The organism is Paenibacillus sp. FSL R7-0331 (assembly GCF_000758645.1).
Taxonomy (GTDB): Bacteria; Bacillota; Bacilli; order Paenibacillales; family Paenibacillaceae; genus Paenibacillus_AQ; species Paenibacillus_AQ camerounensis.
The window spans coordinates 3,753,577-3,769,893 of the sequence record NZ_CP009284.1 but is presented as its reverse complement, the minus strand read 5'-3'; the positions used below and the strand labels follow the sequence as shown (position 1 = coordinate 3,769,893).

At 45.9% G+C, this 16,317-nt stretch carries 12 protein-coding genes; 10 read left to right on the top strand and 2 right to left on the bottom strand.

Features of this window, described 5'->3' with window-relative positions; genetic code table 11:
- Positions 1-4: 4 nt before the first annotated feature.
- The 4 genes from R70331_RS15840 (at position 5) to R70331_RS15825 (ending at position 4,319) form a co-directional block, all read left to right on the top strand.
- A complete protein-coding gene (locus R70331_RS15840; protein ID WP_042177115.1) occupies positions 5-1,219 on the top strand; it encodes a M24 family metallopeptidase in 1,215 nt (404 codons plus the stop codon).
- 82 nt (positions 1,220-1,301) lie between these two features.
- The gene (locus R70331_RS15835; protein ID WP_042177114.1) at positions 1,302-2,507 is read left to right on the top strand and encodes an MFS transporter; all 1,206 of its coding nucleotides are present in this window, start codon (positions 1,302-1,304) and stop codon (positions 2,505-2,507) included.
- A gap of 125 nt (positions 2,508-2,632) precedes the next feature.
- Complete coding sequence (murI, locus tag R70331_RS15830) at positions 2,633-3,409, top strand: glutamate racemase (RefSeq protein ID WP_042177112.1); 777 nt, start codon at positions 2,633-2,635, stop codon at positions 3,407-3,409.
- 259 nt (positions 3,410-3,668) lie between these two features.
- The gene (locus R70331_RS15825) at positions 3,669-4,319 is read left to right on the top strand and encodes a FusB/FusC family EF-G-binding protein (protein WP_042177110.1); all 651 of its coding nucleotides are present in this window, start codon (positions 3,669-3,671) and stop codon (positions 4,317-4,319) included.
- A 72-nt stretch (positions 4,320-4,391) separates the two neighbouring features.
- Here R70331_RS15825 and R70331_RS15820 read toward each other — a convergent pair whose 3' ends face one another.
- Positions 4,392-5,360: a Gfo/Idh/MocA family protein gene (locus R70331_RS15820; protein WP_042177109.1), complete on the bottom strand. Its 969-nt coding sequence runs from the start codon at positions 5,358-5,360 to the stop codon at positions 4,392-4,394.
- Between the two features lie 15 nt (positions 5,361-5,375).
- Entirely contained in the window at positions 5,376-6,077 is a 702-nt protein-coding gene (rpiA, locus tag R70331_RS15815) for a ribose 5-phosphate isomerase A (protein WP_231576300.1), read from the bottom strand.
- Between the two features lie 134 nt (positions 6,078-6,211).
- On the opposite strand from rpiA, the gene R70331_RS15810 reads away from it, so the two are divergent.
- The 6 genes from R70331_RS15810 to R70331_RS15785 all read left to right on the top strand — a co-directional run bounded on the left by R70331_RS15810 (position 6,212) and on the right by R70331_RS15785 (position 16,192).
- Positions 6,212-7,183, top strand: a complete 972-nt coding sequence (locus R70331_RS15810; RefSeq protein ID WP_042177108.1) for a sugar-binding transcriptional regulator — start codon at positions 6,212-6,214, stop codon at positions 7,181-7,183.
- 195 nt (positions 7,184-7,378) lie between these two features.
- Positions 7,379-7,948 carry a non-canonical purine NTP pyrophosphatase gene (locus R70331_RS15805; protein ID WP_042177106.1) on the top strand — a complete coding sequence of 190 codons (570 nt, stop codon included), beginning with the start codon at positions 7,379-7,381 and terminating at the stop codon, positions 7,946-7,948.
- A 2-nt stretch (positions 7,949-7,950) separates the two neighbouring features.
- Positions 7,951-8,814, top strand: a complete 864-nt coding sequence (locus tag R70331_RS15800; RefSeq protein WP_042177104.1) for an SIR2 family protein — start codon at positions 7,951-7,953, stop codon at positions 8,812-8,814.
- Between the two features lie 27 nt (positions 8,815-8,841).
- The gene (locus R70331_RS15795; RefSeq protein WP_042177102.1) at positions 8,842-11,847 is read left to right on the top strand and encodes a hypothetical protein; all 3,006 of its coding nucleotides are present in this window, start codon (positions 8,842-8,844) and stop codon (positions 11,845-11,847) included.
- Positions 11,840-14,653 carry an amidohydrolase family protein gene (locus R70331_RS15790; protein WP_042177100.1) on the top strand — a complete coding sequence of 938 codons (2,814 nt, stop codon included), beginning with the start codon at positions 11,840-11,842 and terminating at the stop codon, positions 14,651-14,653. Before R70331_RS15795 ends, R70331_RS15790 begins: the two co-directional genes overlap by 8 nt.
- Positions 14,654-14,929: 276 nt before the next feature.
- Positions 14,930-16,192: a BNR-4 repeat-containing protein gene (locus tag R70331_RS15785; protein WP_052419299.1), complete on the top strand. Its 1,263-nt coding sequence runs from the start codon at positions 14,930-14,932 to the stop codon at positions 16,190-16,192.
- Positions 16,193-16,317 lie beyond the last annotated feature (125 nt).

The window sequence follows — 16,317 nt, the reverse complement described above, 5'->3', positions numbered from 1 at the left end:
CTATATGGACAATCAGCAGCAATCTTCTGTATCCGGAGTGAACCGGCCGCGTGCGGCTGAACATATGGCCCTGCACGGCTTGTCCGCACTTGTAGCGACAACGCCGGAAAATATAAACTACATCCTCGGCTCCCAGCTGCGGGCCAGCAACTGGACGATGCAGATTTATGCGGTGCTGCCGCAGGATGTTAACGCCCGTCCCGCGGTCATCATTCCAACTAACCGGCTTGGCGTTATCGCCCAGATGGGAATTTCCGGCGCGGATCTGTACGTGTACAGTGACTTTTTTGTGGAAGGCTCCATCGCTGGCAAAGCATCTACACCAGATATCGATTTGTTCTATTCCCTGATGCAGAATACAACCAGCCATGCCGGTCCTGTAGAAGCACTTAACGCGGCACTGAAGGATCTGGGCCTGGAAGGGCAGGCGGTAGGGGTGGATGAGATGAGAATTGCCCCGGACATGCTGGCTAAATTCTCGGAAGGCCTCCCCGGCGGGACAGCCATGCCTGCATATAAGCTGTTCCGTCAGATCCGCCAGATCAAGACGCCGTTTGAAATTGAGCGGCTTCGCAGAGCGGCCCAATTAAATGAAGCGATTGAGCAGCAGCTGATCGATATGATTGCTGCAGGCGTGCATGAGAAGGACATTGCCGAGCATTACCGGCTTGCTGTCATGAAGGCCGGAGGCACTCCGGCGATGACCGCTGTCGGAGCAGGTCCCCGCAGTGCGCTGCCGCTGATCGAGAACTATTTCCGCGAGATCGAGCACGGGGATCAGGTCCGCTTTGACCTTTGCCTTCAGCTGGACGGCTATTGGGGCGATACCGGCAGAACGGTTGTGCTTGGTGAGCCCACACCGTGGATGGAGCAGCATTTCGCCGCGGTGCGCAGCGGCTGGGAGCAGGCGCTTGAAACGGTGCGTCCCGGAGTCAAAGCGTCTGAAGTCTTTAATGCAGCGGTAGCGCGAGTTCAAAAGGAAGGCATTCCTCATTACCGCCGCCAGCATGTAGGACATGCCATCGGTCTGGAGCTCTACGATGATATTACACTCTCACCCGGTGACCACCGTGTGCTGGAGCCGGGAATGGTACTGTGTGTCGAGGTTCCATACTATGAGCTGGGAGCGGGCGGCTTCCAGATTGAAGATACGGTTGTTGTTACGGCAGACGGCTATGAATTCCTGACCTCGATGGAACGCAAGCTGTTCCGCAAGTAAACACAAATACAAACAGAAGGTTCCGGTCAACCGGTCCTGTCAAGGCAACCGGAGCTTCTTAACATGAAGAAGGTTGGACGTCATGAAGATTCAGCAAGGTTCACCGCAATTCCGCAATATCAGCCTGGCCCTGTTCGCCGGAGGTTTTGTTACCTTTGCACTGCTGTATACACTGCAGCCGCTGATGCCGGAAATAACCGGGGACTTTGGCATTACACCTACCAAAGCCAGTCTTACCCTGTCGGTTACAACCATCGCGATGGCGCTGACCATGCTGTTCATCGGCTCCGTTTCCGATGCGGCAGGGCGCAGGGCCATCATGACGGCTTCCCTGGTTGCAGCTTCTCTAATCGCCGTATTCTCTGCCTTCAGCCCGCAGTTTCCGGTGCTGCTGCTGCTGCGAATTGTGCAGGGCATCGCGCTGGCCGGCCTTCCGGCTATTGCGATGACTTATCTGGTGGAAGAGATTGATCCGGCCAGCCTCGGCTATGCAATGGGGCTGTATATCAGCGGCAACTCGATCGGCGGCATGGCCGGGAGGATCATCAGCGGCCTCTTGACCGACTGGTTCGGCTGGCGTGCAGCCGTCGGCGGAATCGGTGTGCTTGGACTTGCAGCAGCCGTCATATTCTGGATGGTTATTCCTCCGTCACGCCATTTCGTGAAGCAGCCCGGCAAGCTCAGCCGGGTTATTCCGCTGCTCTGGTCACAATGCCGTAACCCGCGGCTTTTATGTCTGTACGGCCTCGGATTCCTGTTAATGGGCAGCTTTGTCACCCTGTTCAACTATATCGGCTTTGAGCTGACGGGTGCGCCGTATAATTTGAGCCAGTCGCTGGCCGGCAGTATTTTTGTCGTCTATCTTATGGGGACCTTCAGCTCCACCTGGATGGGGAGGCTGGCTGACCGCTACGGACGGACCGGAGTGCTCATCCTGGCGCTGGCGATCATTCTGAGCGGTGCGCTCTGCACATTGCATCCGTATCTGTGGGTCAAAATCATCGGCCTGGCGCTGTTCGCCTTCGGCTTCTTCGGCGGGCATTCCATTGCCAGCAGCTGGGTTGGCCTTGTTGCCGATGAACACAAATCGCAGGCTAATGCACTGTATCTCTTTTTCTACTATGTGGGCTCAAGTCTAAGCGGTACCGGCGGCGGTGTGCTGTACGGGCATTTCGGCTGGATCGGGATTATCGGCATGATTGCTGTATATGTCGCCCTTAGCCTGGTGCTGTGTAATATCCTTGTACATAAGAACAGGGCGGTACAGCAGCACACTTTATCACCTTAGCAGAACATATTACGCGAATTTGCATAAATTATGGGGCAGCCGAATACGGCTGTCTTTTTTCAAATATTCAAAGGCACATGTGGTAAAATAGATAAGCAATTATCAAGCACGAAAAGAGTGAAACTATGCGGATTGGTTTTTTTGACTCCGGAATCGGCGGAATTACGGTGCTGCACCAGGCCTTGAAGCTTCTGCCGAATGAAGATTACCTGTTCTATGCAGATACGCAGAATGTCCCCTACGGAGAGAAAACAAAAGAAGAAGTCAAACAATATATATTTCAGGCCGTTCAGTTCATTGCCGACCAGCAGGTGAAGGCACTTGTCATCGCCTGCAACACAGCAACCAGCGTCGCTATTGAGGAGCTGCGTGAGCGGTATGCTTTTCCAATCCTCGGAATTGAACCGGCGGTGAAGCCGGCTGTGCAGAAATGGGAGATTGACCGCAAAAAGGTGCTCGTCCTGGCCACCAATCTGACGTTAAAAGAAGAAAAGTTCAATAACCTGGTCAAGCGGCTTGATCATCAGGATATCGTTAATTGTCTGGCGCTTCCGGGTCTGGTGGAGTTCGCCGAGCGCCATCAGTTTAATGAAGAGATAGTCGGCAGCTATCTGCGGCAGGAATTGTCGCGGTTTGATCTATGCCAGTATGGTACGGTAGTGCTAGGCTGCACCCATTTCCCTTATTTCACCGATGTGCTACGGGATCTGTTCCCGGAAGGCACTGATCTGATCTCAGGCAGCTTGGGCACGGCGAGGAATCTGAAGCGGATACTGGACAAAAATGAGCTGCTGGAGAACGCCAGCGGGGATATTGTCTTTTATCAGTCAGGAGTCAGGGTAGAGGATGCAGCTACCTTGGAGCGCTACGGGCAGCTGCTGGCAATGATGGATGAACGGTAGACATGTTTGCTGTGATTGAGCGAATGCCGCTTTCCTGCTATACTTTTGGCATGTGAACGGAATAGGGGGTTAACCCGATGGCATTATTGAATTGCTCATTAGCTAGGCTGTCCTCATGCAAAGCCTGATCAGGGGCGATACTTTGCGTGGGGTGCGATAAAAGGTTACAAGCCAGTCGCCCAAACTAGATTTTATCGTTTCTAATAGTAGGCTTTGCACCGGTATGAGAGTAACTATCATATCTAAGGGGCGAAAACCTATGAATACACCATTTATTAGAAACCATCAATTTAACGTCATTAAGAAGCAAGCGGATTTCCTGCAGAACACGCTGCGGACAGTTGCAGACCGTAGAGTACTGGAGACGGTGAGGTACACTGCGGCTGACACGGTGGTTAATGCTTTTACTGAATTGACTGCGGACCAGCGGCAGCTGCTGGAACAGATTTCGGTCTTTGAGTCGGGTTATGACTTTCAGCGTTTTCTTGACAGTCTGGAGCCGCTTATGGTTCCTTATCCGGACGTTACGCTTAAGCAGATCCAGAAGCTTTTTCCCAAGACCAAGAAGCTGAAGGTGCCTGATCTTAGTACTATAGATTTCCGGTACATCACCTATCTGAGCTGGTTAGATATCGCTGCCAATAAGCTGTTCATTGTCTATCCGTACGAAGGCCGGTTCATTGGAATTGAAGGAAGGCTGCTACCCGTGAATAAGAAGGGATACTGCCTGTTCTGCAACCGGCATCAGGAGCTTGCCTTTCTCTCGGTGTCAACCAAGCCTGTACATGCCTCGCAGGACAACATCGCCTCTGTGGGGCAGTATGTCTGCATGGACAATCTTGCCTGTAATCATAGCATTACGAGCACGGAAGCGTTGGAGAGGTTCGTGCGGTCTGTGCGAAAATCCTGATGATATGAAGAGACGGCTGCCCTTTGCGGGGCAACCGTCTTTCTTGCATTTGCATGACCCGGGTGGTGCATATTATTCAAAGCTGTACTGATTGCCCCATTGTGCTCTTACCGAGGTCATTATATCCATTACATCCAGCGAGAGCGGGAGCGTCTCATTGCTGCTCTTGCCTGTAATAAGGCTATGCATTGCTGTAATTTCATATTGTAGTGCTTTGGCGCTGTCTCCGGCTTGAATCTGCTCCTGACGCCCGTCCAGATATTGAATGGCAGCACTTGAGGCACGGGGGAAATTGTCTACCGTAATGAAGCCAAGCTCACCGGCCACAATTCCGCACTTGGGCATTTTGGACCGCATAGTCAGCGATATAACGGCCATTTCATCAGCATGATTCTGCAAAAGAATACCTGACTGCTCATCGACTCCGGTCTCAAACGTCTTAACGGTGGTCAGAATCTCCTGCGGCTGCTCCGAGAGAAAATACCGGGCAAACGAAAGCGCATAGGTACCTATATCCAGCAGTGCTCCTCCAGCAAGCTCTTTATTGAAAAAGCGGTTGTTCACATCATACTCCTTATGGCTCCCGAACGAGACCTGAATCATCTTCAGCCGGCCGATCACACCTTCATCGATCAGCTGACGGAGCTTATGATAAAGCGGCATGTGGTAGATGGTCATGGCTTCAGCCAGGATTAACCGGTTCTGTTCAGCAAGATGCATCAGTTCACGCAGCTGCGTGCTGTTTACGGTGATCGCTTTTTCACAGAAGACATGTTTTCCTGCTATAAGGCTGTCCTTGATGTACTGGTAATGATGGCTGTGTGGCGTAGCAATGTAGACAACATCGAGATCAGGGTCCGCAAGCATTGCATGATGATCTCCGTAAGCGTTCAGAGCCCCATGGCGTTTGGCAAAATCCTCTGCTTTAACTGTTGTTCTAGATGATACTGAATATAGAGAGCCACCCACACTTAGAAGTGCTTCTGCAAATTCTGCGGCAATAGCCCCCGGCCCGATGATTCCCCATTGTAACTGATTCATCTGAATCCTCCGTTCTTAATTAATTTTGCCGTATGTTTCCCGAAAAATCGTCCGGACCCCGTGCTCGCCTGCTACAATCACTCCGGTTACTTCCTTTATGAAGAGAGAGGTTTCGATAACGCCGTTAATACTTTTTAGATTGTCCTGCAGCCCTTCAATGTCCAGCCGGTCTGATTCAGGGAACGATACATCAAGCAGCAGATGTCCGTTATCACTAATCGTATAGCCGTCTTTTGCCGGACTTGTACGTACTGTACCGGTGCCTCCAAGCAAGCTAACTGAATGCTGTACATAACCTAATGCCTCCTGCAAAATCTCCAGCACCACCGGATGCCTGAACGTCAGACTTTCCACCAGCCTGCTCTCATCCACTAGTAAAATATAGTGCTCCGCCATGCCCGCGACCAGTTTTTCTCTGGTGTGTATGCCGCCACCGCTTTTTAAGGCCCTGAACCGGGCATCAACCTCATCACATCCGTCAAAAGCAACCGAGATCCGCTCCACGTACGCTAATGGTAGTATAGGCAAGCCGTACTGTATACATAATGATGTTGTTGAAGCAGAGGGAGTTACTACTTTAACCTGCTTGCCGGATTGATGAAGGAGCCGGATCAAACAGGCAACCGTACTGCCGCCTCCAAGGCCAATAACGGTATTCTCTTGTATGTAGCTAATTGCCTCATGGGCCGCTTTCATACGCAGCTGTTCTTTGTCCAAAGAAATCATCTCCAGGTTAAAATAGTGTTGCACATATGTGCTGGATGATATAAAGTGTGCTAAATGGAGCGGGTTGATTATATAAGTGATCTTTGAATCTGTCAATTGCATTTCAGAAGGGTAGAGGCGATACGATGAACTTAAAGGACGAGCGAAAGCTGCTAATTAGAATTGCCCGGATGTATTATGAGCAGGATATGACGCAGAGTGAAATCTCAAAGGTGCTGGGCATTTACCGCACTACGATCAGCCGGCTGCTGAAGCGGGTCCGGGAAGAAGGCATTGTAACCATTACTATTCATGATGAGGCGGAAGACCAGTTCTCCTTGGAACAGGAGCTTTGCCGGCGTTTCGGGCTTCAGGAGGCGATTGTAGTTACCGTTGATCCCGGTCAATCTGGGGAACTGAAAAGACAGGCAATGGGTCAAGCCTGCGCCCGCTGGCTGCAGCAAAGGGTTAAATCCAAGGATGTTATCGGCTTCTCCTGGGGGAGCAGTCTGGCCGCTGTTGTTGAGGCTATGCAAGCTGACCATATGCCGTTTATAACGTTTCTCCCGATGGTGGGCGGCCCTTCAGGCCGGCTGGAAAGCCGGTTCCATGTGAACACGCTCTGTTATCAGGCAGCCTCCAGGTGGCGTGCCCGTTCCCTGATGATTGATGCACCGGCGGTTACTGAGCATCGCGAGATTAAGGATCTGCTGATGCAGGCTCCATATTTTCAACAAATCACCGGCTATTGGGACACAATCGACATCGCGCTATTTGGCATCGGGTCCGCAGAAATTCAGGGGAGCGAAGCCTGGAGAGGGTTTTACGGCGAAGCTGTTATTAGCGAGCTTGAAAGCGGCCTGGCAGCCGGTGATATCTGCTCACGCTTTTATAACAGTGAAGGGGTTCCGGTTAACACGAGTCTGGATGGCAGAACACTTACCATTACTTTAGAGCAGATTGCGAAGGCGCGGCTGTCTGTCGGTATTGCAGAATCCAAAGAGAAGGTTCCTGGAATTCTGGGTGCGCTGCGCGGCGGGTATATGAATGTGCTGGTTACGACAGAGGAGACGGCGCTGGAGCTTTTGGGGCGTGGGGGAGATGTTCTGAGTATTTAATCTAATCTATTCAAAACAAGACATGGGCTGCCAGTAATGATGCCCATGTCTTGTTTTATAGGTCGTAAGTAGGGGGATTAGATGAAAATCCGGGCAGAAAACGACATTTTTTTCAAACTAAAGCAGGATTATTACATTCGAGACAGAATCTAATGTGAGATTGTTAATTTTTATCAGGAGAGGGACGGGAAATGCATGAAGGAAATTTGGTTTGTTACCAGCAGTGAGGATAAATATAGAGAACTTGTGGAGATTACTCAACAATTCTCCGGCAAAGTTAAACCTGAGTTCAAACATCACATAGTTGAGACAAGCGAAATTCAAACAGAGGACATGGACAAGTTAATTCATCATAAAGCTATGGAGGCTTTCAAAAAAATTAAACGTCCTTTGTTAGTCGAGCACACGAGTCTGCACTTGAAAGATTGGGGACAACTTCCCGGCGGATTGACACAGATTATCTGGAGTAAATTAACACCCGAACAATTCATGAAGCTGGTAGAAGATGACCGTAAAATAGTTGCCAAAACGTATATAGGCTACATCGACGGTAAGAAAATACATACGTTTGTGGGAGAAGTCAAAGGAAAACTGGCAAAAAAGACGCGCGGAGATAACGGCTTCGGCTGGGATCAAGTGTTTATTCCGAAAGGTCATAAAGAAACCTTTGCTGAGATGTCACCTGAGGATAAGAATAGAACTTCAATGCGCAGAAAAGCGATAAAGAAGTTTCTTAAAGATTTGCAGTCAAAAGGAGCGATTTGAGGATGAGTGATGGTTATATCTATAAGCTTGCACGAAGTATTCAGAATGGAAATACAATTTTGTTCGCTGGAGCAGGGGTATCCCGTAATCTATCACTTCCTACATATGAAGAATTAATCAATCAGCTGGCCGAGGAGCTGAGCTTCGATCCAGAGATTTATTGGGAGCTGGGCAACAAAGATTACTTGGCTTTAGCTGAGTACTATCTATTAGAAACAGGTTCCATGACTCCGCTGATGGAAAGATTCCAGAGTAAGTGGATGGTCAGCTCGGAAATGGTCAAAGCCTCTAAAGTTCATGAATTGCTTGTACAGCTGAAATTCCCAATTATCTATACGACTAATTATGACAACGGATTAGAGATGGCTTTTGAAGAATATGCCCCATGTACTAAGTATCACAAAATTGCAAACGTAGAGGATATTGCCAAAAGCAGCGGATGCGATACGCAAATTATTAAATTTCATGGTGATATGGAGACGAAAGATGAATCAACGATCGTCCTGACCGAGTCGAGCTTTTTTGACCGGCTGGATTTTGAGTCTCCGCTGGATATAAAGTTTCGTTCAGACATTCTAGGCAAGTCGATCCTGTTCCTAGGTCACAGTCTAAGCGACATTAATATTCGGGTGCTGCTTCATAAGTTGGATAAGATATGGAAATCCTTTCACTCCTCTGTTGAACGTCCTCCTGTATATATGTTCCTGACCAGTCCTAATCCGATTCAGGAGCGACTTTTGCGAGCCCGCGGGATCACACCGATTATTTCGCGTGATCCGGATCCGCGCAAGGGTACCATTGCTTTTTTGGAGCAGTTGGTTGAGTTGAACAGAAAGATGGATGCAGCCTGCGGTAAAGGTAAATAAATTGAAAATGGAAGGAAAGATCAATAAATGAATTCGAATACTAATATATCAGAGAGTCAAGAGGAAGTAATCCTCGGTGCCAGAGCACTAGGCGAGCAAGTGTATAAGATTATGCCAACTTACGATCTTTTATTGGAGCAGCTAAAGGAAATTCGGTCGACTGCTGCTAAGCAAGCTTTTAAAAAGCAAAGTCGCTGTTATGAAAACGATAAACAGGATTTCAATAATACCGTAGGTATTTTTGGTCCACGGGGGACTGGTAAATCGTCGGCGCTCTATACGCTTCGGAATTATCTGTCTAAAGACACCATGAATATCTTACTTCCGCTAATTGAGCCGGATAACTTTGGTGAAAATACGAAAATTATCGGGTCGATTGTCGGGCTGCTGTGTGAAGAGGGAAAGAAGTTATTAAAACAACTACATTTATTAAAGAATGAGATGAATGTACCTGACGATTTGAGCTTCTATTTTAATAACGGTGTATTGAAGCCTAATAATCCACTCAAACAGATTATAGATGAAACTATTGAATACCATCTTTACACTGAACCGCAATATCGGGACATGTTAGGACAGAATTATGCTGATCTTGCAACCCATATCCGCAAGTCAGAGCGGCTGTTGATTCCTGATATCGAGTTTAAAAAGAAGCTAATGATACTTATAGATACCATTGTGCATGTTAAAAAAGCTTTAATGACTCATGAGCCAAGTGATAAATGTGACAGAGGGATAGATGAATGTAAATCCCAAGTTGCATTGATTTATATTTTTATTGATGATATTGACTTGAAAACCTCCAAGACCCGTGAACTTATGGAGGCGCTTTTACAGTATACCAATCATCCGCATATTGTAACTGTGTTGTCAGGCGACTATGAGATTTTAACTGAATCATTGACATTGGCTTTGCTGCAGGATGAACCGCTGAAAGAGCTTGGATTAGGCGCTTATGAATCGTTGAAGGTGTTAGATAAGGATAGTGAGCAGGAGTCGGATAAAGAAGGGAAACTGACCATCCTAAAACGGAAAACAAATCTAGCTCATGAATATCTGAAGAAGATCATCCCACCAGCGAGTCGTCATCAATTAGTAAAGTGGAACGAGAACACAATCCCTTATTTTACTTTTGGAAATAATACACTGTTGGATCAGCTGACATGCGTGTTTGGTAATTGGTCTTTATTCAGTTACCAGGATGAAGAAGCTAATAAAGCGATTAATAAGCCAATTAAGCGAAGTTATATAATCTTTGATGAGAAGCCCAGAGGGATTGTTAATGCTTATTATCATCTAAATCAACTGATAAAGGCAAAGCAGAATGGACAAGCAAATAATCCGGACAAATTTTTTCAGTTAGCCAAAGCATTTATCGATACATTGATTTCATCAAATACAAAACTGCTGCTTCATCAAGAGTTAGTTTTCGGGAAATTTATAATTTGGGGGAGTGAGGCGAAAAGTTCGTTTATTCATTACGCTATGTTGCATGATTTAATTTATCCTTACGGAATGTTTAAAGAAATTGATGATTTGAAAGTAGCGTTATACGTAATCGGTGAACTTGTGACATATTTATTACCAAGGGTAAATTATGATCAAATCCATTATTCTATTTGGCGAAAGGAAGTAATGGATCAATTATTATTTAAGCCAAACGAAATTAGAGGGAATTCAGGTCAAGCTATAGACGAACGATATTTAAAATATAATCAGAATTCTGATTACCGATTATTTTTTCTTGTCGAGACACTGGCAATATTCGCTCATACTGAAATTTCTGCATTGTTATCCGAATTAATATCTAATATAAATCTAGATTTATATTACAAAAGCAGATGGGCTTCTGAAGATGCTCAAGCAAAGGACGAATATGTTATTGGTGTGATTCACACACTCTTACTTCAAGAAGAAATGATGTTGAGTTTCAAAAGGCAGGAGCGAGGGAACTCTGGGGAAAATGCGTTAACAATATTTGATAAACTGTATTACCAAGCATACTCAAATCAGGATGATATAAATAGTAAGCTGGCAAACTTTAGTCTTAACTTATTGGATTCATTATGTGCGGAAACAGCAGAAGTTATTATTGCAGAACGTCAATTTAAACTATTAATGAACGAGTGGGACGCTGTGCTTGACAAAAAGCAAAATGAATTGAAAAAACCTGCTACTAACATGGAGCACCAAAAAAACAGATTAAATGAGTTCATTGATTTACAAATAAAGCGGTCATTGTTTTTGAATTCCACCATTGCTATTAAAAATAAAGCAGTTGTGCTTAAAAAGTCCGAGCTGAAATCTACTGATATTGGTTATACGCTAAGTGTAATTAATGGTAATAAAAAAAATAGTGGTAATTCGGCCAAAGTGCCTGATGCAATTTATTCAACATTAGAGAATAGGATGAAAAAGTTCGCAAAAGATATTCTAATTAAATTCTCTGGTGATGACAAGTCAGTTGAACTGAAGGACATTGATGACAAAGAGGCAAGAATTTTTATGGAAGCTCCCGCAGGAATTAACAATACCCGATTCAATTACGCTAAGTCAGCATTTGAACCGATTTTTTATAGTAGAAGCCATATAAATTTTACAACATATAGCTTTGGCTTTAGAACAATCGAAAAATTATCGCAAAATAATAAAGTTTACTATGGACGTCCAGAAGCTATTGCTTTTCTTCCTAAATTAAAAAAGGCGTCCAGATTCTCAGATGAAGAATTTTCAGAACAGGAAAGCTATACAATACATCAGTACGCTAAATATGTAGGAGCCAATGAAGTAGAGACAAAGATGGATGCCTATGAAAACGCAAAGAAATTTATTCAACGAAAACTACACGAAGCACATAATAGATTCCAGTCAAAGACACTGGCCGATATCAAAGGGTATAACTTGAAATTGGAAGATTTAGAAATTGAAGAACTGGCTGAACAAAATAATACTAAATTGCGCTTGCATCAAATACTGTGGGAAGATAAAAGAAATGAGATAAAGGAGAATCCAGGAGACCCTACAAATGATTAACAAAATCAATCTCCTCATAAACATCTCCCTTTTCCCGTTTCAGAATCTAAGTTTCCTTGGTCAGAAGAAAATAATGGCGGCTCTGGGTTACATAGAAGAGAAAAGTGAAGTGGGGAAAGCAGATCGTCAAAAAGCTCAAAAGGAGCTTCGGATCGAGATTCAGAATGAGGTTTTGCGGAAAGCACGTCCCAAAAGTATGGATGAGATCAATTTGCTGATGCAAAAATTTTACCCGATGCTTTGCAGCGATGAGGAAGCTGATCGATCAGGTTTCCGGTTTAAAGCCTCCAAGAATCCACCTCCCATAGAGAAGAAGATATATCTGCACTATTTTCACATCCTGGAGGAATTCGGTGATGCCCTTATCTCTTACCGTGACGGAGATGTGGTGTTCAAGTATTGGAAGAACGATATCAATCAAGACAAGCAGTGGAAGTTCATTGACTTTATGGATCAATACAAGGGACAGGATAAGGTCCATTTTTTTCATGCAATAAGCCGCTTTATCCCGCTTGACCTGATTATTATGCTGCATTTTATAAAAAACGGGCTGCACGATCCTATTCAGCTTCATGAGTTCTATCAGCATGTCAATCTGGCGGATGCAGCGCTGGATGACATCTTGCGCCGGGGAGTGGCAGAGAATCATATTCATGCTTCGGCTGCATTTAATTTCTCTATCCTGTGGCAGACGGTTATGAACGGCCGTATTGGAGCGGGATATTTGCAGAAGTTTCTGCCCAATCATCTTGCCACCTCAAAACACAATGTAGAGTCCTACATTCTGACGGCCAGGCTTCTCCGGTTAGTGATGACTATCTATCTGAAAGAACAGGTTTACAGAAACCATATTGAGAATTGCCAGACGGAAGCGGTGGTACATGAACATCCAACGTTTTTTAGCTGGCTGAAAAATAGCTTTGATAAGGATACTCAGACCCTAGAGCTATTATGGAGCTTAATCAGAGATAAGAGCTGTGAATTTGCGAAACCGGAAGAATTGTTAAGCGCCATAGAACGAGTCAGGATTGCTTATATAGATGTAGGGGATCCGGAACCGTCAGATTTTATTTTCAATATTTTCAAAAGTCACGGTGGTATTAAAACTTACGGGGAAAATATTTTTTTGCATCTGGTTATATCGTATAAACAGCTTATCGAGAAATCGCCTTTGTTTAATGAGAATTTCGAACAATTTTTCCGTACTTTTTTTATTTACGTATCCATTAAGAACGAATTTTACCAGCAGGTTACCCAGCCGACCGTTATGCACGGGCTTGATTTCTTTCGGGGGTATTTTGACCGGGCGACAGACGGGATTACCAAAAATAGGGACTATTTTAAAACAATGCTGCGAACCTTATTCCAAAACCGTTACCTGAAAAAAGTAGAACTGCGTATCTCAATAAAAAACAAGCTGCAGACAAATAAGCAGACTTTGTACGAAATATTAAGCTCTTACCGTGAGGTACTTCAGGAGGATTATAAGGTCAAGGATGATCCGCAAGTAGACTTTCCCATGCTTGGTATCGTATACCATCTTATTAAGCAGCCAGATAATTCAAATAAGGATTTATGGCAGTATGATGGGGAACGGGACCATACGCTGAAAAAAGCGCTGCACTTCGGCGATTTACAGGAGCAGTATATTAAGCAGGTACAACATTTGCAGGAGCTTCGCAGAGTCATACCGATGGCTACAAACTTTATTGTCGGTCTGGATGCGGCTAGTCTTGAGAACAACACACCTGTGCAGGTGTTTGCTCCAGTGTTTGAGGAAGCACGGGACAGTAAATATGATGCTCTGCGCATCGTCGATCCGGAAGGGAATATTTTACCCCGGCAAAGTTTGTTCTTTACTTTTCATGCGGGCGAGGACTTTCGGCACCTTATTTCCGGTCTTCGCCGTATTGATGAAGTCATACGCTACTGCAAGCTTCATGCCGGAGACCGGATCGGGCACGGTATCGCGCTAGGTGTAGATATTCCGGAGTGGGTACGGCATAACCCGCTGGTCATTATGCCCCGTGGAGAATACTTGGACAATTTGCTCTGGATTTGGGGAGTTTATAGTTATACAGCCAAACTGCAGACAGAGACCCTGGTGTATTTGGAGCGAACGATTGACCGTATTGCTTTAAAGTTGTTTGAACAAGTTGTGTCTGCAGGCGATTTACGTAGTTCAATATTATATGACGTTTATGAACGCAGATTTAAAAGGCGCACAGCAGAGGTGACGAAGCTTCAACAGGAAAGAGAAAAGAAGAGGAATCCTGAGGATTACGAGCGCACAATGAAACTGCAGGACAAGCTGTATGCAGCCTATCATCAGGAGGAAACCTTGCTGAAAATGGAAGAGCCCATTTATGTAATGACCGATGAAATTGAACAGATGATGATGAGCGATATGCAAAATTATCTGATTCACAAGGTCTCTGTGAGCGGCATTGTTATTGAGGTTAATCCCTCATCGAATGAAGCGATCGGAGAAATTGACTCCGTGTTTGGGAATCAACTTTTTAAACTGCAGTCTGCCGGTAATTCTGCACTGGAGAATGTGCTGGTCAATGTAAACTCGGATGATCCAATGGTTTTTAATACAAATGTAAGTAATGAGCTGGTGTATATGTATTATGGAATGCTGCAGCAAGGAATGGGACGTGAGGCAGCGCTGGATTGGATCGAGAAACTGCGCAAAGCAGGGATGGATACCTCTTTTATCCGCGGAGCCCGCAGCCGCAAACAGTACCTGGATATTTTAGATATGACGATTAATGCTTTAGAAACGTATGCTTCTCCCCTTTAGAAACATCTAAGGTATACTACTCATAATTAATCAAAGTCCGGATTCCGGGCTTTTCTTTTTTTGTCCAAAAGCTCCTGTATGTACAGCAATCTTGCAAAAGTACAGTAACATTTCCGCTTGCGGCGTGCTATCTTTGGGCTGCGGGATTTGAATATTCAGATAAAAGGAGGAGTTGACAAATTGTTTTGAATGCGTTTACATTATGCGGGAGTAAATAAGACGTACCTGCAATGTCTTCTATGTATTTAAATGAGGGAGGCGGAAGTTTTGAACAAAATGAAAAAATGGAAGGTGGCGGCCGTTATAATGGCAATGCTGACTCTGGTGCCGGCGGGAGCGGGTAATGCCGCTCCGGTGCTGGAGGCGGTTCCTTTTCCGATGGATTCGAGCAATCAGGCCGGGTGGTGGTCACCGCTTGCTACGTACGGGCTGGGGTTTGAATATGCTTATATGGCTTATAATGCTCCGGGATCTATTCCGGGTAAGCACACGGTAGCTATTGCGAGACGGGACAATGACGGGAATTGGAGCAAGCTTCCGCTTATGGACGGGGCTGCACCTGCAGAGTACCTTGACGATCTTGGTCATAATCAGCCATCAATGGCCAGAGACGGCAGCGGCCGGTTTCATGTGTTTGCTTCCATGCACAGCAATGCCTGGCGGTATTACCGCTCAGATACGGTCGGCGGCATTCCACAGAATCACTCGGATGAACTGCCTCAGGGCATGACCGTAACCTATCCGGTGGTGACGACCGCTCCAAACGGGGACTTGTATTTAATGGTACGGGCAGATAAAGATCCGGCCGGCAAAAGAGACACAGTGCTTTTCCGCTGGAACAATGCCGATTCCGTATGGACTCAGGTCAAAGTGATTGCTACACATCTGAACCGGTCTGCCTATCCGGATGACCTGGTATTTGATTCAAATGGAGATTTGCACATTTTGTTTGAATGGGCACATTTTGCCGCCAGTCCGCTGCGTCATCAGCTATCCTATTTAAAATATAGTCCGGCTATGGACGAATTTACCAAAGCAGATGGAACAGTGGTAACAACTCCGGTAACTCTGACTACGGCAGACATTGTGCAGCCTTTGGCTCCTGGTGAAGCCTATGTACAGAGCGGCAGCGATCCGGGCGGTCCAGGCGTTCAAAGCGCAAAAATGACTATTGATTCCGCCAATCGGCCAGTAATCGCTTACCGTTACCGTGAAGTGGGCAGTGCAAGCTTTGCAGTCAAACTGGCCACTTACGATGCTTCCGGCTGGAACCTGCAGACGGTCTTTAACGCAGCCCCTACCAATGCAGCTATAGATGTAACTTGGGCAGGTAATGCGGCAAGAATCTATTATGTAAAAAGCAGCGGAACAGACCGCGCCTTCATGGCAGTAAATACTGGCGGCAGCTGGGCTGAAACCTCGCTTGCTCCGGGCATCCCGATTGAGCGGCTTGCAGTGGACCGTAGTCCCAAAGGAATTGATATCCTGTATCTGGTGGATGTGACCAATCTGAAGCTTTACTATGGGCGGAATAATTAAGGTAGTCTTCCGGATGATGATGAGTAATTTTAGATTACTGGACGGATAAGCAGGGAGAGGCGAATGAATTAACAGTGCTCATATGATGAGGAGGCAGCTGATGCTCATAAGCAGAGGCTGCCTTT